General features: G+C 68.7%; 16 protein-coding genes. 10 read left to right on the top strand and 6 right to left on the bottom strand.

Annotated features, from left to right (window positions below; genetic code table 11):
* Positions 1–880, top strand: an 880-nt coding sequence (locus ACFDTH_RS07875) for an FAD-binding protein (RefSeq protein ID WP_375286982.1), incomplete at its 5' end; no start/stop codon positions are given.
* 13 nt (positions 881–893) lie between these two features.
* Entirely contained in the window at positions 894–2,378 is a 1,485-nt protein-coding gene (locus tag ACFDTH_RS07880; protein ID WP_375286983.1) for a DUF389 domain-containing protein, read from the top strand.
* A gap of 99 nt (positions 2,379–2,477) precedes the next feature.
* On the opposite strand, the gene ACFDTH_RS07885 is transcribed toward ACFDTH_RS07880, so the two are convergent.
* From ACFDTH_RS07885 to ACFDTH_RS07900, 4 genes are read right to left on the bottom strand one after another with little or no spacing between them, the layout of a single operon-like run.
* Positions 2,478–3,032, bottom strand: a complete 555-nt coding sequence (locus ACFDTH_RS07885) for a Uma2 family endonuclease (RefSeq protein ID WP_375286984.1) — start codon at positions 3,030–3,032, stop codon at positions 2,478–2,480.
* A 12-nt stretch (positions 3,033–3,044) separates the two neighbouring features.
* On the bottom strand, positions 3,045–3,647 hold the full coding sequence (locus ACFDTH_RS07890; protein ID WP_375286985.1) for a 2-hydroxychromene-2-carboxylate isomerase: 603 nt from the start codon (positions 3,645–3,647) through the stop codon (positions 3,045–3,047).
* Entirely contained in the window at positions 3,644–4,330 is a 687-nt protein-coding gene (locus ACFDTH_RS07895; RefSeq protein ID WP_375286986.1) for a glutathione S-transferase N-terminal domain-containing protein, read from the bottom strand. The genes ACFDTH_RS07890 and ACFDTH_RS07895 overlap by 4 nt, the downstream gene beginning before the upstream one ends.
* Before the next feature lie 46 nt (positions 4,331–4,376).
* Positions 4,377–5,348, bottom strand: coding sequence for an SDR family oxidoreductase (locus tag ACFDTH_RS07900; protein ID WP_375286988.1), 972 nt, complete (start codon positions 5,346–5,348; stop codon positions 4,377–4,379).
* 93 nt (positions 5,349–5,441) lie between these two features.
* Here ACFDTH_RS07900 and ACFDTH_RS07905 point away from each other — a divergent pair, with 93 nt between their 5' ends.
* The 5 genes from ACFDTH_RS07905 to zapE all read left to right on the top strand — a co-directional run bounded on the left by ACFDTH_RS07905 (position 5,442) and on the right by zapE (position 9,671).
* Positions 5,442–6,428 (top strand): C13 family peptidase, encoded by a 987-nt coding sequence (locus tag ACFDTH_RS07905; protein ID WP_375286989.1) that lies wholly within the window; start codon positions 5,442–5,444, stop codon positions 6,426–6,428.
* 50 nt (positions 6,429–6,478) lie between these two features.
* Positions 6,479–7,063, top strand: a complete 585-nt coding sequence (locus tag ACFDTH_RS07910; protein WP_375286990.1) for an ATP-dependent Clp protease proteolytic subunit — start codon at positions 6,479–6,481, stop codon at positions 7,061–7,063.
* Positions 7,064–7,128: 65 nt separating this feature from the next.
* On the top strand, positions 7,129–7,911 hold the full coding sequence (locus ACFDTH_RS07915; RefSeq protein ID WP_375286991.1) for a succinate dehydrogenase iron-sulfur subunit: 783 nt from the start codon (positions 7,129–7,131) through the stop codon (positions 7,909–7,911).
* Positions 7,912–8,011: 100 nt separating this feature from the next.
* Positions 8,012–8,479 (top strand): PaaI family thioesterase, encoded by a 468-nt coding sequence (locus ACFDTH_RS07920; protein WP_375286992.1) that lies wholly within the window; start codon positions 8,012–8,014, stop codon positions 8,477–8,479.
* A 67-nt stretch (positions 8,480–8,546) separates the two neighbouring features.
* Positions 8,547–9,671: a cell division protein ZapE gene (gene zapE / locus ACFDTH_RS07925; RefSeq protein WP_375286993.1), complete on the top strand. Its 1,125-nt coding sequence runs from the start codon at positions 8,547–8,549 to the stop codon at positions 9,669–9,671.
* Positions 9,672–9,787: 116 nt separating this feature from the next.
* Here the strand turns inward: zapE and ACFDTH_RS07930 are convergent, their stop codons facing one another.
* Both ACFDTH_RS07930 and ACFDTH_RS07935 read right to left on the bottom strand, forming a co-directional pair.
* Positions 9,788–11,959: a M10 family metallopeptidase C-terminal domain-containing protein gene (locus ACFDTH_RS07930; RefSeq protein WP_375286994.1), complete on the bottom strand. Its 2,172-nt coding sequence runs from the start codon at positions 11,957–11,959 to the stop codon at positions 9,788–9,790.
* 60 nt (positions 11,960–12,019) lie between these two features.
* The gene (locus ACFDTH_RS07935) at positions 12,020–12,664 is read right to left on the bottom strand and encodes an extensin family protein (RefSeq protein ID WP_375286995.1); all 645 of its coding nucleotides are present in this window, start codon (positions 12,662–12,664) and stop codon (positions 12,020–12,022) included.
* 123 nt (positions 12,665–12,787) lie between these two features.
* Here ACFDTH_RS07935 and ACFDTH_RS07940 point away from each other — a divergent pair, with 123 nt between their 5' ends.
* From ACFDTH_RS07940 to ACFDTH_RS07950, 3 genes are all read left to right on the top strand, one after another.
* Positions 12,788–13,936 (top strand): phosphoserine transaminase, encoded by a 1,149-nt coding sequence (locus ACFDTH_RS07940; RefSeq protein WP_375286996.1) that lies wholly within the window; start codon positions 12,788–12,790, stop codon positions 13,934–13,936.
* Between the two features lie 121 nt (positions 13,937–14,057).
* Positions 14,058–15,635, top strand: a complete 1,578-nt coding sequence (serA, locus tag ACFDTH_RS07945) for a phosphoglycerate dehydrogenase (RefSeq protein ID WP_375286997.1) — start codon at positions 14,058–14,060, stop codon at positions 15,633–15,635.
* 85 nt (positions 15,636–15,720) lie between these two features.
* A complete protein-coding gene (locus ACFDTH_RS07950) occupies positions 15,721–16,101 on the top strand; it encodes an endonuclease domain-containing protein (protein WP_375286998.1) in 381 nt (126 codons plus the stop codon).
* The last annotated feature ends 7 nt before the right edge of the window (positions 16,102–16,108 follow it).

Below are 16,108 nucleotides of genomic sequence, written 5' to 3' on the forward strand. Positions count from 1 at the left end.
CAAGGACAAGGACCACATCTTCCTGCACCTCGATCACATCGATCCCAAGGTGCTGCACGAGCGGCTGCCCGGCATCACCGAGACCGGCAAGATCTTCGCGGGCGTCGACCTCACCCGTCAGCCTTTGCCCGTCACGCCGACGGTGCACTACAACATGGGCGGCATCCCGTGTAACTGGCGTGGGCAGGTCGTCCAGAACAAGAATGGCGATCCCGACACGGTCGTGCCCGGCCTGTTCGCGGTGGGCGAGGCGGCGTGCGTCAGCGTCCATGGCGCGAACCGCCTCGGCTCGAACAGCCTGATCGACCTGGTGGTTTTCGGCCGTGCCACCGGGCTCCACCTCAAGGAAGCGCTCAAGCCCAACACGCCGCATAACCCGCTGCCGAAGGGCTCGGAGGAAATGGCGCTCGGCCGGCTCGATCACTTCCGCAACGCCAGTGGCGGCGCCACCACGGCGCAGGTCCGGCTGGAGATGCAGAAGACCATGCAGCGCCACGCCGCGGTGTTCCGCGACAGCGCCCTGCTGTCCGAAGGCGTCACCAAGATGGACGCGATCTACCAGAGCTTCCAGGACGTATCGGTCAAGGACCGCAGCCTGATCTGGAACACCGACCTGGTCGAGACGCTGGAGCTGGACAATCTGATCAGCCAGGCGGTCGTGACGATGCGCTCCGCCGAGAACCGCAAGGAAAGCCGCGGCGCGCATATGCACGAGGATTTCCCCGATCGTGACGACGCCAATTGGATGAAGCACACCATCGCCACGTTCGAGGGCTGGGGCGGCAAGGGCGGCGCCTGCGCGATCGATTACCGCCCGGTGCACGATTACACGCTCACCGACGACGTCCAGTACATCAAGCCCAAGAAGCGCGTGTACTGAGGGGCCTCGGCGGATGGAGGGCGCCGGGATCACACGCGGCGGGGTGATCTCCCGCTGGTGGCGGGCCCGCGCCTCCGGCAAGGTTCATCACGGCGCGGTGATCGACCGGATTACCGCCGAATCGGGCTGGTCGGGATCGTACCTGTTCGCGGTGCTGATCTCCGCGGGCATCGCGATCCTCGGCCTGCTGCTGCCGTCCAGCGCGGTGATCATCGGCGCGATGCTGATCTCGCCGCTGATGCTGCCGATCATCGGCCTCGGCTTCGGCATCGCCACCTTCGACCTGATCGAGATTCGCCGCTCTTCCTGGGCGCTGTTGCTCGGCGCGGTCCTCGCGGTCGGCCTGTCCGCACTGTTTGTCGCCATCTCGCCGATCCAGACGGTGACCAGCGAAATCGCGGTCCGCACCCGGCCCAACCTGTTCGACCTTTTGGTCGCCTTGCTGTCGGCGCTGGCGGGCGCCTATGCGATCATTCACGAACGCTCGACCACCGTGGTGGGTGTGGCGATCGCCACCGCCTTGATGCCGCCGCTGGCGGTGATCGGCTTCGGTCTCGCCACGCAGAATTGGACGGCGCTCGCCGGCTCGTTGCTGCTGTTCGTCACCAATCTCATCACCATCGCGCTCACCGCCGCGGCCGTGGCGCGCCTATATGGCTTTGGCGCGCATCTCTCGCCCACCCAGACGCGGCTCCAGGGCACGCTCATCGTTGCCGGCCTGGCGGCGCTCGCGATCCCGCTCGGCTTCGCCTTGAAGCAGATCGCCACCGAAAGCTTTGCGCGCCGCCAGATCCGCGAGGCGGTATTGACCCCCTTCGGCGGCACCGCGCGCCTCAGCCAGCTCGACATCGATTTCGATCGCGACCCGGCCGTGGTCCGCGCAGTGGTACTGACGCCGAAGCTGGTATCAGGCGCCGACCGGGCGGTGGTGGCGGAGGCCCGGCGCACCGTGGCGATGCCGCTCGATCTGCATGTCGATCAGGTCCGCGTCGGCAGCGAGACCGGCGCGGGCGAGGCGGCGCAGATCGCCGCCGCCGCTGCCGATGCGCGCGGCGCCTCCGTGCGCAACCTGCGCGATGGCGTCGCCGAGCGGATCGCGCTCACCGCCGGCGTCGCGCCGGCGGAGGTGCTGGTCGATCCGGTGCTACGCCGCGCCAGCGCCCGCTTCGCGCCGCTGCCGGAAGCGGGCTTCGCCACCTATCGCGCGATCGAGCGCCGCGCCGCCGAAGCCAACGAAGGCTGGCGCATCGAACTGATCCCACCCGAAGCCGCGCTGGGCGACATCCCGGTCGAGGACGACGCGCCCGATGCCGCGGCGCTGGACGACGCGCTCTGGGCCGCCCGCCGTCTCGGCCGCGGCGTCACCCTGTCCGGCCCGTCTGCCGCGGTGGAAGCCGCGACCCAGCGGTTCGCGGCCGCGGGTGTGGCGGTCGAAACGGGATCGACTCGCGGTAGCGACCTGTCGTTGAGTTGGACCGAGCCGCAAGCAGCGCGATGAGCGCGCTGCTCTCACGCAGACCCCCCGGCGAAAGCCGGAGCCCAGTTGCGAGCGGTCCGATGCTGGGCCCCGGCCTTCGTCGGGGAGGCGCCTCAGTTGTCAATCATCCGAAAAAATCTCATCATACGGCATCACCAGCCCCAGCGACGGCAACTCTAGATCGGCCGGCTCCGCGAACGATCGATCCGCCCACGCCCCCGGCCCGGTCCGCTGGAGCACACGCAGGCGCTCGGTCTCAGGGTCCACCAGCACGATCGTGTCGACCGTCTCGATCTCCCGATATTCGTCGAGCTTCACGCCGAGATCGTCACGGCGAGTGGAGGGCGAGAGGATCTCAACCACCATGCGCGGATTGGCCAGCACCTTGTCGTCGCTGATCGAGGCGCCGCAATCCACTGTGATATCGGGATAGCGTACTGAGGCGGCCTGCGTGCGAACGGCGGCGTCCGAGGCATGCGGGCGACATCCTGAACCCCGCAGCGCATTTCCAAGGAAGCGCATGAAATTACCTTGAATGGTCGAGTGGGTGATCGTCCCTCCCGCCATCATTCGGATGACGCCGTTATCTAGCTCTGCCTTGATGTCCGGTCCGAACTCGATCTCCAGGAACTGCTCGGCGGTCAGCAGCGCGCTATCGGAAAGTCTGCTTGCCATGAGGGCGATCTATCACATTCCCCGCAACCGCTCTACCGCCGCGCGGACCAGCGGCATGCGGTCGTTGCCGAAATACATGTCCTCCCCGCCCACGAAGATCGTCGGCGATCCGAAGCCGCCGCGCGCGATCAGTTCGTCGGTGTTGGCGCGCAATGCCGCCTTCACCGCATCCGTCCCGATCGCCGCGAACATTGCCGCTGCATCCACGTCCGCCGCCGCCGCCACCTCGGCGAGCACCGCATCCTGCGAGATGTCGCGGTCGTCGCTCCAATACGCCCGGAACGCCGCGCGCGCGAACGGCACGCAATCCTGCCCCAGCCAGCAGCAGGCGCGCATCGCCTTGACGCTGTTGACCGGGAACACGGTCGGCGGAAACCGAATCTCCAGCCCCTGCAACCGCACCCAGTCGGCCAGGTCCTTGGCCATGTAGCGCGCCTTGGCGGGCACCGGGTTGCGTCGGCCTTCGTACACGCTGCCGTTCACCGCGTTGAACACGCCGCCCACCAGGATCGGCCGCCACGCCACCAGCACGCCAAGCTCGGCGGCGAGCGGCTGGATGCTCTCGAATCCCAGCCAGGTCCACGGGCTCGAACAGTCGAAGAAGAATTCGATCATCCGCCGATCCCCATCATCACCCGCTTCGCCTCGGCGGTGATCTCGTCGGGCCGCGCCATCCGTCCCACCGCGGTGCCCGCGACCACTGCCGGCCGCACCCGCACTTGCGCGAACCAGCGCGCGACATGCGGGAACCTCGCCATGTCGATCCCCTGCGCCTTGTGAGTGATGATCCAGGGGAAGCAGGCGATATCCGCGATCGTATAGTCCGCGCCCGCGACATGCGCGCCCGTCGCCGCCAGCTGCCGGTCGAGCACGCCGTACAATCGGTCCGCTTCCCTCGCGTACCGGTCGGTAGGGTAGGGGAGCCGCTCGGGCGCGTAGAGGCGGAAATGGCCGTTCTGCCCCAGCATCGGCCCGAGCCCCGCCATCTGCCACATCAGCCACTGGTCCACCGCCAGGCGCCCGCGCAGACCCTCCCCGCCGAACCGCCCGGTCTTGTCGGCCAGGTAACGCAGGATCGCGCCCGACTCGAACACCGCTAGCGCCGCGCCGCCGTCCGCCGGCTCGTGGTCGATGATCGCCGGGATGCGGTTATTGGGGCTGATCGCCAGGAACTCCGGCGCGAATTGCGCGCCCGCACCCAGGTCGACCGGCACCACCCGATAGGGCAGTCCAAGCTCCTCCAGTATGATCGTGATCTTCCACCCGTTGGGGGTGGCGGCGAAGTGCAGGTCGATCACGCGCCTCTCCTTATGGCGCCCATCCTTGCGGCTCCTGCGCAGTCGATCAACCGTCCTTCGAGCGCCGCGCGATCAGCACGCCCGCCAGCGCCATGCCGGCCAGACCCACCGCCCCGGTCGCGCGCGGGTGGCGCGCCGCCGCGGCATAGAGGCTCGTCCGCCGCCCGCTCTGCGCCTCCGAGCGCTCGCGCCCGTTGCCCGCGTGCGAGGGCTGCGGCTGCGAGGGATCCACCATCGTCGCGGCGTAGAAGGGCGCCAGCTTCTCGAACACGCCCTTGAAATGCTGCGCGAACAGCACTTGCGCCCGCCCCGCGCCGCCCACCGTCACCTCGCGCCGCGGCTCGACGGCACAGGCCAGGATCGCGTCCGCCACCAGTTCGGGATCATAAACCGGCGGCGGCAGCAGCGCCTTGCCGCCGACATGCGCCGGCGCATGCTCCGCCACCGGCGTGTCGATGCCCGACGGCTTCACCAGCGATACCGACACCGGCAGCCCCGCCGCGCCCAGCTCGATCCGCAGCGCCTCCACATAGGCCTTCACCGCGTGCTTGGAGGCGGCATAGGCGCCCTGCACCGGCGAGGGGATGTCCGCCACGATCGAGGCCACCGTGATCAGCGCGCCGCCGCGCCCGCGCAGGTGCTGCACCGCCGCCAGGCAGCCGTTGACCGTGCCGAAATAATTGGTGTCGAACAGCTGCCGATGCTCGTCCTCCGGCGTACCGAGCAGCGCGCCGTAGATCGTCACCCCTGCGCAATTCACCCAGCTGTCGATCCGTCCCCAGCGCTTCACCGCCTCGGCGGCGGCCTCGCGCACCGCCCCCGCGTCCGCCACGTCGGCCGCATGCCACGCCGCCGCCTCGCCGATCCCCGCCGCGGCCTCGGCCAAGGCGTCGGCGTCGCGCGAGACGAGCATCACCTTTGCGCCCGCGGCGGCCGCGCGCCGGGCGGTGACCAGCCCGATGCCGGAGCTCGCTCCGGTGATCACGATGACCTGTTGGTCGAGCGGCTTGAGCTTCATCGGCGCACATCTCCTTGCGCACCCCAACCGGCCCCGCCCCGCCGGGGTTCCGCCGCTTGACCGGGCAGGGCAGGGCGCGCCAAGGTCGCGCGCATGCGGGCATTCACACGCGCCCTCGCGGCGGCACTGGCAATGATCGGCGCGCCGGCCAGCCCCCAGGTCTATCAGCCGACGCCGCATACCCGCCCGCCATTGCTGTTCGACAATATCGAACCGCAGACCGCGCTCGCGCTCGCCGATGCCGGCGCGCAGGTGGAGCGCGATCGTAGCCCCGCCTGGCAGCTCGCGGAGCATCGCCGGCTCACCGCCGCGCTCGCCACCCTCCAGCCGCAGCGGCCGGGCACCGTCGATGCCTATGTCGTCGCGGTCGGCATGGACAGCGACGCGGTGTTCGGCCGCGAGGCGCGCGAGGCGGCCGCGGTGCTCTCGCGTCGCTACGACGCGGCCGGCCGCACGCTCCTCCTCGCCGGCACCGACGGCGCCGCCGACAGCCAGGCCCCGCGCGGCGCGCCGGACCATCTCGCCCTCGCACTCGCCCGCGTCGCCGAGCTGATGGACCCCAAGGAGGACGTGCTGGTCCTCTACGTCACCACGCATGGTGCGCCGTTCGGCCTGTTCTACAATGATGGCGACGCCGGCGCCGGCGCGGTCTCGCCCACCCGGCTGTGGACCAACCTGTCGCAACTCGGCATCCACAACCGGCTGCTGATCCTCTCGGCCTGTTTCGCCGGCGTGTTCGTGCCGATGCTCCAGTCGCCCACCACCGCGATCGTCACCGCCGCCTCGGCGGACCGCACCTCCTTCGGCTGCCAGGCCGATTCGGACTGGACCTTCTTCGGCGACGCGCTGGTCAACCATGCCCTGCGCAAGCCCCAGCCGCTCGCCGCCGCCAGCGCCGAGGCGTTCGGCCTGATCGAGGCGTGGGAGGCCAAGGGCAAGCTGACCCCCTCGCAACCCCAGCTGTCGATCGGCAGCGACGTGTCGCGCTGGCTCGCGCCGCTGGACGCACGCATGCCGCGGGGCACGACGCCACAGGTCGGTCGCCCGGCGATCACCATCCTCGACGACCTCAAGCGCTGATTTTCGCTGCACCGCAGGAACCGGCCGCGTCCACCGCCGTTTCGCGCGCCATGACCGATGCCGCCCGCAACGACGCCCGCGCCACGCGCTATCCTTTGCTCGCCCATCCGCACGTCCAGCTGCACGGGCCGGTGGACGACATGATGTACACCAACTTCAAGCAGCAATTGCTCGATGCGCCGCAGGACGGCCCCGTCGTGGTCAGCATCACCACTCTGGGCGGCGACCCGGAGATCGGCCGGGCGATGGGCGACGACATCCGCCTGCTGCGCGACTATACCGGCCGCGAGGCATTGTTCCTCGGCAAGGTCGCGGTCTATTCGGCGGGCGCCACCTTCATGTCGGCTTTTCCGGTTGACAAGCGCTTCCTCACCCGCGGTACCCGGCTGATGCTGCACGAGCGGCTGATGACCTCGACGCTCCAGCTCAACGGCCCGCTCTCTACCCTGCCGCACATCCTAAAGGCCAAGCTCAACGAGATCGAGCATTCGATCCGCATCCAGGAGGAGGGCTTTCGCGACATCGTCGCGGGATCGCAGGTCAGCTTCGAGGAGCTCCAGAGCCGCGCGCCCAACAATTGGTACGTCGATGCCGAGGAGGCGCGCGACAAGGGCCTGGTGCTCGACGTGATCTGAGCCGCGCCTAAACCCTTGCGCTCGGTTCCTCAGGGGCATAGCTGCAACGCAGCGAAGGAACCCAGATGGCCCAGTTCACCCTCCCCGCCAACAGCAAGATCAAGAAGGGGCAGGCGCATCCGTCGCCCCAGCCCGGCGGGCAGATGCGCAAGTTCAAGATCTACCGCTACGATCCCGACAGCGGCGAGAACCCGCGCTACGACACGTTCGAGGTCAACCTCGACGAATGCGGCCCGATGGTCCTCGACGCCCTCATCAAGATCAAGGGCGAGCAGGATTCGTCGCTCACCTTCCGTCGCTCGTGCCGCGAGGGGATCTGCGGCTCCTGCTCGATGAACATCGACGGGCGCAACGGCCTTGCCTGCACCACCGCGATTGAGGATGTGAAGGGCGAGGTGAAGATCACCCCGCTGCCCGCAATGGACGTGATCAAGGACCTCGTTCCAGACTTTACCCACTTCTACGCGCAATATGCCTCGATCAAGCCCTGGCTCCAGACCGAGACCCCCGCGCCCGCCGGCAAGGAGCGGCTCCAGTCGCCGGAGGACCGCCAGCGCCTCGACGGCCTGTACGAGTGCATCCTGTGCGCCTGCTGCTCCACTTCCTGCCCCAGCTATTGGTGGAATGCGGACAAGTTCCTCGGCCCCGCCATCCTGCTCCAGGCCTATCGCTGGCTCGCCGACAGCCGCGACGAGATGGCCGGCGAGCGCCTCGACGCGCTGGAGGATCCGTTCCGCCTCTATCGCTGCCACACGATCATGAACTGCGCGAACGTCTGCCCGAAGGGGCTGTCGCCCGCCAAGGCGATCGCCGAGATCAAGAAAATGGAGGCCGAGCGGGTTCTCTAAGGCCGCTCGATCCACCCAACCGTTCGTGCTGAGCGAAGTCGAAGCACTCCACGCCACGCATGGCCTTCGACTTCGCTCGGGCCGAACGGGAGTCGGTTGATTGACCGAGAACCGCGAGCACCTGCCCGACCCGCACCTCCTCTACGAGGATCATCCCGATCACCCCGGCTGGAAACGCTGGGGCTTCCGCGATGCCACCCGCTACAACGCCTTCCTCGGCGAGATGCTGGTCCGCCTCGACGAGGGCACCGCCCGCGTCCGCATGACGCCCGAACGTCAGCACTCGAATCTCGGCAATGCGGTCCACGGCGGCACCCTGCTCGGCTTCATCGACGTCGCGCTCTTCGCCGCCTCGCGTGCTTTCGGCCTGATCGAGGCGGGCACCGCGGTGACACTCGATCTCAACACCCATTTCATCGGCGCCGGTCGGGTGGGCGAGCCGCTGGAAGCGCAGGTGGAGCTGCTCCGCGAGACCGGCCGCCTGTTGTTCCTGCGAGGCCTGCTGGTCCAGGCCGAGGACGTGATCTGCGAGTTCTCGGGCACGATCCGAAAGCCGAGCAGGGGATAAGAGGGTGGGCTCCCGCGAAGGCGGGAACCCAGGCTGGACCCCCGCCTTCGCGGGGGTACATGGGGGCATGACCGCCGTCCTCCCTGCCTACCAGTCCCTCATCGCCGCCGGCGAGCTCCGCCCCGATCCCGAGCAGGCCGCCGCCGCCGCCCGCCTCGACGCGCTCGCGCAGGAACTGGAGCACCCCCGCACCACCGGCTTCTTCCGCAAGAAGGTCGTGCCCCCCCGTGGCCTCTACCTCTGGGGCGATGTCGGTCGCGGCAAGTCGATGCTGATGGACCTGTTCTTCGCCAATGTGGCGGTGGAGCGGAAGCGCCGCGTTCATTTCGGCGAGTTCATGCAGGAAATCCACGGCCGCATCGCGATCGAGCGGCGCAAGGAGGCCGGTGACCCGATCGTCCCCGTCGCCGAGGCGCTCGCCGAGGAGGCGCCGTTGCTCGCCTTCGACGAGATGATGGTCACCAACTCGCCCGACGCGATGATCCTCAGCCGCCTGTTCACCGCATTGATCGAGCGCGGCGTCACCGTGGTCACCACCTCCAACCGCCCGCCGCCCGACCTCTACAAGAACGGCCTCAACCGCGAGCATTTCCTGCCCTTCATCGCGCTGATCGAGCAGCGACTCGACGTGCTCGCGCTCAACGGCCCGGTCGATTACCGCCGCGACCGGCTCGGTCAGCAGGACACATGGCTGGTCCCGAACGGTGCCGAGGCGACCGCGCAGCTCTCCGCCGCCTTCTTCCGCCTCACCGATCACGCCGTGGAGGATCGCGCCAGCGTCCCGTCCGAGGACCTCACCGTCCAGGGCCGCACCCTCCACGTCCCCAAGGCCTTGAAGGGCGTTGCGGTGTTCAGCTTCAAGCGGCTGTGCGGGGAGGCGAGGGGCGCCACCGACTATCTCGCCATCGCCCGCAAGTACCACACCGTGATCCTCGTCGGCGTCCCCGTGCTCGGCCCGGAGAACCGCAACGAGGCGGCGCGTTTGGTGTCGCTGGTCGACGCGCTCTACGAGCACAAGGTCAAGCTGCTCGCCGCCGCGGACGCCCAGCCTGACGCGCTCTACCCCGCGGGCGACGGCCGCTTCGAGTTCCAGCGCACGGTCAGCCGGCTGGAGGAGATGCGCAGTGAGGATTACCTGCGCGAGGGGCACGGCGGGGCGGCGTACCAGCCCACACCCCCCCGTTCGTCCTGAGGAGGGACTGAGCGCAGGCGAAGGCCCGTCTCGAAGGACATTTCCCCCGGCGGTCCTTCGAGACGCCGCTTCGACAAGCTCAGCGGCTCCTCAGGACGAACGGTTTTGTTTCCCCCTCACAGCACCAGGTCGGCCGCCCCCAACTGGGTCACCCCGATCAGCGCGATCGCGAAGTCCACTTCCAGATCGCCGTTGGCATCGGCGAGCAGTACGCCGTTGCCGCCCTGCGCCGCGAACACCAGTTCGCCCGCCACGCCGGTGAAATCGTCCACCAGCGCGAACGCCTGGTCGCCATCGGTCAGCCGGTCGGCGTCGAGGCCGGACAGGTCAAGGATGTCCTCGCCGCGGGTGAAGTCCGCCACCTGGTCTGCCGCTGCCAGCGTGCTTTCCACCGACAGGCCCCAGACAAACCGGTCGGCTCCGGCGCCGCCGGTCAGCAGATCGATGCCCTGGCCACCGTACAGCGTATCCGCGCCATCGTCGCCCGAAAGCTGGTCGTTGCCGTCGTCACCCTGCAGCGCATCGGCGCCCAGCCCGCCGGAGACGATGTCGTCGCCATAGCCGCCGATCAGCGTGTCGCTGCCGCCGCCGCCCTGGATGTCGTCGGCGCTCAGCCCGCCGTCGATCACATTGTCATTGGCGTCGCCGGTCAGCGAGTCGCCCGCGATCGAGCCGCGCAGGTTCTCGATTGCGATCAGCCGGTCGCCCGCGGCATCGCCCGAGCCGCGGTTCTGCACCGCCAGCGCCAGGCTCACCGTCACGCCGCTCGCCGCGCCCGCATAGCTTGCCCAGTCCACGCCGGTGCCGCCGTTCAGCGTGTCGGCATCGTCGCCGCCTTCCAGCACGTCATTCCCGGCGTTTCCGGTCAGCCGGTCGACGCCGCCACCCCCGGTCAGCGTGTTGGCGGTGCCGTTGCCGGTCAGCTGGTCGTTGAAATCGCTGCCGTTCACGCCTTCGATCGATCCGAGCACGTCTCCCGCGGCATGGCCGCCGGCCTGCACCTCGGCGCCCAGCTTCACGCGCACGCCGGCGTCCGAGTCCGAATAGTCGGCGGTGTCATAATTGTCGCCGCCGCCGATCATGTCCGCGCCCGCCCCGCCCGAGATCAGGTCGTCGCCCCCGCCGCCGAACAGCCGGTCCGCGCCGCCGCGGCCGAACAGCGTGTCGCTCGATCCGCCGCCTTCCAGCCGGTTGAACACATCGTCGCCATAAATCCAGTCGCTGAACCGGCCGCCGACCACGCCCTCGACGTTGACGACCTGGTCGTCCTCGGCGATGCCCAGGTCGCCGAGCCCGATCTCCAGGTCGATCGAGATCGACTCGTCGGCGTCATCGTACATCAGGGTGTCGAAACCGCCGCCGCCGTCGATCCGGTCGGCGTCATAGCCCGGCCGGATCACGTCGGCGCCGCCGCCGCCCAGGATGATGTCCTCGCCCGAATCGCCGATAATGAAGTCCGCGCCGGCCGAGCCGAGCAACTGGTCGTCGCCGATGTCGCCGTTGATCGTGTCGTCGCCGTCGCCGCCCTCGATCTGGTCGTCGCCGATCCAGCCGAGCAGCAGGTCATTGCCGCCCAGCCCCAGGATCAGCGTATCGGCGCTGCTCGCCTCCAGCCGGTCAGCGAAGCGCGATCCGGCGACGCCTTCGATGCTGGACAGGGTGTCGCCCTTGGCGGTGCCTTCCGACTCCTGCTCGCCCAGCCCGAGGTCGACGGTGACGCCAGCGTTCGAATCCTCGTAGCTGACGATGTCGTCCCCATAGCCGCCGTCGATGCTGTCCAGGCCCTCGCCGCCTTGGAGTACGTCGTCGCCGTCCTCCCCGTTCAGCTGGTCGCCGCCGTCGCCGCCGATCAGCGTGTCATTGCCGTCGCCGCCCTCGATCAGGTCCTCACCGCCATTGCCGAGGAACTGGTTGGCGCGCGCGTCGCCGCGCAGCACGTCGTTGAAGAAGCTGCCGATCGCGCCTGCCACGCCGATCAGCCGGTCGCCCGAGGCCTCGCCGGTCGAGCGCTGAAGCTGTTGGCGCAGGTCGATCCGCACCGAGGAGCTGTTGGCATAGGAGACCAGGTCGAAGCCGTCGCCGCCATTCAGCGTGTCCGCCCCCGCGCCGCCCTCCAGCACGTCGTCACCCGCTTCCCCCAGCAAGGTGTCGTCGCCGGTGCCGCCGAGCAAAGTGTCATGGCCGTTGCCGCCGCTCAGCCGGTCGTCCCCCGCCAGCCCCACGATCGTATCCGCCACGTTGGTGCCATTGATAGTGTCGCGCTTCTTGGTGCCCTTCAGATCAGCCATCGCGTCTTCCCTCTTGTTGCCGGGTACGTGAGGGTCTCTGATGAAGGCTTGATGACGCGGCTAGCGGCAGAAGCGCGCCCGGTCGTCCTCCAGGTGCAGGTGGTCGCGATGGGCGGCGTTATAGTCGGGCGACAGCACCGTGCCGAACCGGCGGCAGGCGGAGGCGTGGATCGTCTCCACGAAGCGGCGCACGTCGGGATCAGGCGATTTCCAGTCCCGCAATATGGTGATCCGCCGCCCGTCGCGCAGGGTGAAGCCGGCGATGTCGATCGCATTGGCGATAGCGTGCCCCGATCGCCGCCCCGCCGCGCGCGAGGAGCCGACGACGTTGCGGCACGCATAGCTGCCCATCGAGTCCACCCGCACCAGCTCCGATCCCAGCATCTGGAAGGCGGCGGGTGCCACCGCGTTGCGCACCCAGCGGGTGAAGGTCAAAGCCTCGCCGCAGCGCACCGCCTTCAGGTTGGTCACCGGCACGCCGATGTCGATCAGCTGCACCGTGCCGACGATCCCGCAGCCGCCGCCGAAATCCTTGTCCGGCAGGATCGAGAAGCGCACGCCCTCGCGGTTGAGGTCGACATGGCATTGCGCGGTCTCGCGCGACGAGGGCGCGGCGATCGGCTTGGCTGGCGCGCTCGCGGCGGGCCGTTCCGACCGGCCGCAGGCGGCGAGCAGCAGCGCCAGCAGGAGGGCAGGGGTGCGCACGCGCGCCGTGTCGCCGATCCCGCCGGGCGGATCAACGCTTGACCGCGCCGCGCAAATCTCTAGGGCCGCCGGCGGGCCACGCGGTCCCAACGCCGCGCGTGCTCTCTGTAAGGAGAGTCAGATATGACTGAAACGACGCTCGCCGACGCCACCCTTGCGCCTGCGAAACCTGCCGACAAGCCGGCACGACCTTATTTCTCCTCGGGCCCCTGCGCCAAGCCTCCGGGCTGGGACGCGGCGAAGCTCGCCGCCGACTCGCTCGGCCGCTCGCACCGCTCGAAGCTCGGCAAGCAGCGACTGCAGTATTGCATCGACCTGATGCGCGAGCTGCTCCAGCTTCCCGACACCCACCGCATCGGCATCGTCCCCGGCTCCGACACCGGCGCGTTCGAGATGGCGATGTGGACCATGCTGGGCGCCCGCCCCGTCACCGCGCTCGCCTGGGAAAGCTTCGGCGAAGGCTGGGTGACCGACGCGGTAAAGCAGCTCAAGATCGACCCGACCGTGATCCGCGCCGACTACGGCCAGCTGCCGGATCTGGCGCAGGTCGACTGGTCGAACGACGTGCTGTTCACCTGGAACGGCACCACCAGCGGCGTGCGCGTCCCGGACGGCGACTGGATCCCGGCGGACCGCGAGGGCCTCAGCTTCGCGGACGCGACCAGCGGCGTGTTCGCCTACGACCTGCCGTGGGACAAGATCGATGTCGCCACCTTCTCCTGGCAGAAGGTGCTGGGCGGGGAGGGCGCGCATGGCGTGCTGATCCTCGGCCCGCGCGCGGTCGAGCGGCTGGAGAGCTACACGCCCGCCTGGCCTTTGCCAAAGGTGTTCCGCCTCGTCTCGAAGGGCAAGCTCGCCGAGGGCGTGTTCAAGGGTGAGACGATCAACACGCCATCGATGCTCGCGGTCGAGGATGCGATCTGGTCGCTGGAGTGGGCCAAGTCGCTGGGGCCCCGCGGCCTGATCGCCCGCTCCGATGCCAACGCCGCCGCGCTCGACAAGATTGTCGCCGAGCGCGACTGGCTCGGCCACCTCGCCGCCGATCCCGCCAGCCGCTCGAAGACCAGCGTGTGCCTCACCGTCGATGCCGACGAGGCCGTCATCAAGAAGATGGTCTCGCTGCTGGAAGCCGATGGCGCCGCCTATGACATCGGCGGCTATCGCGACGCGCCCCCGGGCCTCAGGATCTGGTGCGGTGCCACCGTCGACACCGCCGACATCCAGGCGCTCGGTCCCTGGCTCGACTGGGCCTACGCAGCGGCGAAGAACTAAGCCCTCTCCCGCGTGCGGGAGAGGGTTGGGAGAGGGCGTATCCGCTCGGCTCCCGCCCGCCTGCCGCACTTCCCTCTCCCCGGCCCTCTCCCGCACGCGGGAGAGGGGGAAGGAAATCAAAATGCCCAAGGTCCTCATTTCCGACAAGATGTCCCCCCTCGCCGCCCAGATCTTCCGTAGCCGCGGGGTCGAGGTGGACGAGATCACCGGCAAGACCCCCGAAGAGCTCAAGGCGATGATCGGCCAATATGACGGCCTCGCCATTCGCTCCTCCACCAAGGTGACCAAGGAGATCCTCGCCGCCGCCACCAACCTCAAGGTGATCGGCCGCGCCGGCATCGGCGTCGACAATGTCGATATCCCCGCCGCGTCGGCGCAGGGCGTGGTGGTGATGAACACGCCGTTCGGCAATTCGATCACCACTGCCGAACACGCGATCGCGCTGATGTTCGCGCTCGCCCGCCAGCTGCCCGAGGCCGACGCCTCCACCCAGGCCGGCAAGTGGGAGAAGAACCGCTTCATGGGCGTCGAGCTCACCGCCAAGACGCTCGGCCTGATCGGCGCCGGCAACATCGGCAGCATCGTCGCCGATCGCGCGCTCGGCCTGCGCATGAAGGTGGTCGCCTATGATCCCTTCCTCACCGAGGAGCGCGCGATCGAGCTGGGCGTCGAGAAGGTCACGCTGGACGAATTGCTCGCCCGCGCGGACTTCATCACCCTCCACACCCCGCTGACCGATCAGACCCGCAACATCCTCTCCGCCGAGAACCTCGCCAAGACCAAGAAGGGCGTGCGCATCATCAATTGTGCTCGCGGCGGGCTGGTCGACGAGGCGGCATTGAAGGCCGGGCTCGACAGCGGCCATATCGGCGGCGCCGCGCTCGACGTGTTCGTCACCGAGCCCGCGAAGGAGAGCCCGCTGTTCGGCACCCCGAACTTCATCTCCACCCCGCATCTCGGCGCCTCCACCAACGAGGCGCAGGTCAACGTTGCGCTCCAGGTTGCCGAGCAGATGGCGGATTACCTGATGACCGGCGGCGTCACCAATGCATTGAACGTACCCTCGCTGTCCGCCGAGGAAGCGCCCAAGCTCAAGCCGTACATGGCGCTTGCCGAGAAGCTCGGCAGCCTCGTCGGCCAGCTCGCGCATGGCGCCATCCCGCGCATCTCGATCCACACCGAGGGCGCCGCGGCCGAGCTCAACATGAAGCCGATCGTCTCGGCGGTGCTCGCGGGCTACCTGCGCACCCAGACCGCGACGGTGAACATGGTCAACGCGCCCTTCCTCGCCAAGGACCGCGGCCTTGAAGTGCGCGAGATCCGCACCGAGCGGGAAGGGGATTACCACACCCTGCTGCGCGTCGCGGTGAAGACCTCGGACGGCGAGCGCTCGGTCGCCGGCACCCTGTTCGGCGACCAGGCGCCGCGCCTGGTCGAGCTGTTCGGGATCAAGGTGGAGGCCGATCTGGTCGGCAGCATGCTCTATGTCGTCAACGAGGACGCGCCCGGCTTCATCGGCCGCATCGGCACGCTCCTGGGCGAGGCCGGGGTCAACATCGGCACCTTCCACCTCGGCCGCCGCGCCGCGGGCGGCGAGGCGGTGCTGCTGCTCTCGGTAGACGAGCCGGTGACCGGCGACCTCCTCGCCCAGGTTAAGGCGCTGCCGGGTGTCAAGACCGCGATGGGGCTGGGGTTCTAGCGAAGCCGAAGGCGAGCAAGTAAAGCCCTCTCCCGCGTGCGGGAGAGGGTTTGGGAGAGGGCCAGTGAAAACAACCGACCCGCTCTTGCTCGCCCGCGCCAAAGCCATGCGCACCCAGATGACCCAGCCCGAACGCGAACTGTGGATCGCGCTCCGGGCGAAGCGCTTCAACGGCATCAAGGTCCGCCGTCAGGAAGTCATCGGCCCCTACATCGTCGATTTTCTGATCTGGGCGCACAAGCTGGTCATCGAAGTCGACGGTGACACCCACACCGATCCACAGCGCGATCGGCGCCGCACCGATTGGCTCCAATCGAAAGGCTATCGCGTCCTCCGCTTCACCAACGCCGACGTGATGGGCAACCTGGAAGGCGTGCTCGACGTGATCGCCCAGACGATAGCCCCTCTCCCAAACCCTCTCCCGCACGCGGGAGAGGGCTTACCCGTTCCGCCCTCTCGCGTTTAGAGACGCG

The organism is Sphingomonas sp. (genome assembly GCF_042096255.1).
Taxonomy (GTDB): domain Bacteria; phylum Pseudomonadota; class Alphaproteobacteria; order Sphingomonadales; family Sphingomonadaceae; genus Sphingomonas.

Bases quoted from the DNA above. Each gene is read 5' to 3' on its own strand.
- ACFDTH_RS07880 (WP_375286983.1), top strand. From the start codon at position 894: ATGGAGGGCGCCGGGATCACACGCGGCGGGGTGATCTCCCGCTGGTGG.
- ACFDTH_RS07885 (WP_375286984.1), bottom strand. From the start codon at position 3,032: ATGGCAAGCAGACTTTCCGATAGCGCGCTGCTGACCGCCGAGCAGTTC.
- ACFDTH_RS07890 (WP_375286985.1), bottom strand. From the start codon at position 3,647: ATGATCGAATTCTTCTTCGACTGTTCGAGCCCGTGGACCTGGCTGGGA.
- ACFDTH_RS07900 (WP_375286988.1), bottom strand. From the start codon at position 5,348: ATGAAGCTCAAGCCGCTCGACCAACAGGTCATCGTGATCACCGGAGCG.
- ACFDTH_RS07905 (WP_375286989.1), top strand. From the start codon at position 5,442: ATGCGGGCATTCACACGCGCCCTCGCGGCGGCACTGGCAATGATCGGC.
- ACFDTH_RS07910 (WP_375286990.1), top strand. From the start codon at position 6,479: ATGACCGATGCCGCCCGCAACGACGCCCGCGCCACGCGCTATCCTTTG.
- ACFDTH_RS07915 (WP_375286991.1), top strand. From the start codon at position 7,129: ATGGCCCAGTTCACCCTCCCCGCCAACAGCAAGATCAAGAAGGGGCAG.
- zapE (WP_375286993.1), top strand. From the start codon at position 8,547: ATGACCGCCGTCCTCCCTGCCTACCAGTCCCTCATCGCCGCCGGCGAG.
- ACFDTH_RS07930 (WP_375286994.1), bottom strand. From the start codon at position 11,959: ATGGCTGATCTGAAGGGCACCAAGAAGCGCGACACTATCAATGGCACC.
- ACFDTH_RS07940 (WP_375286996.1), top strand. From the start codon at position 12,788: ATGACTGAAACGACGCTCGCCGACGCCACCCTTGCGCCTGCGAAACCT.
- serA (WP_375286997.1), top strand. From the start codon at position 14,058: ATGCCCAAGGTCCTCATTTCCGACAAGATGTCCCCCCTCGCCGCCCAG.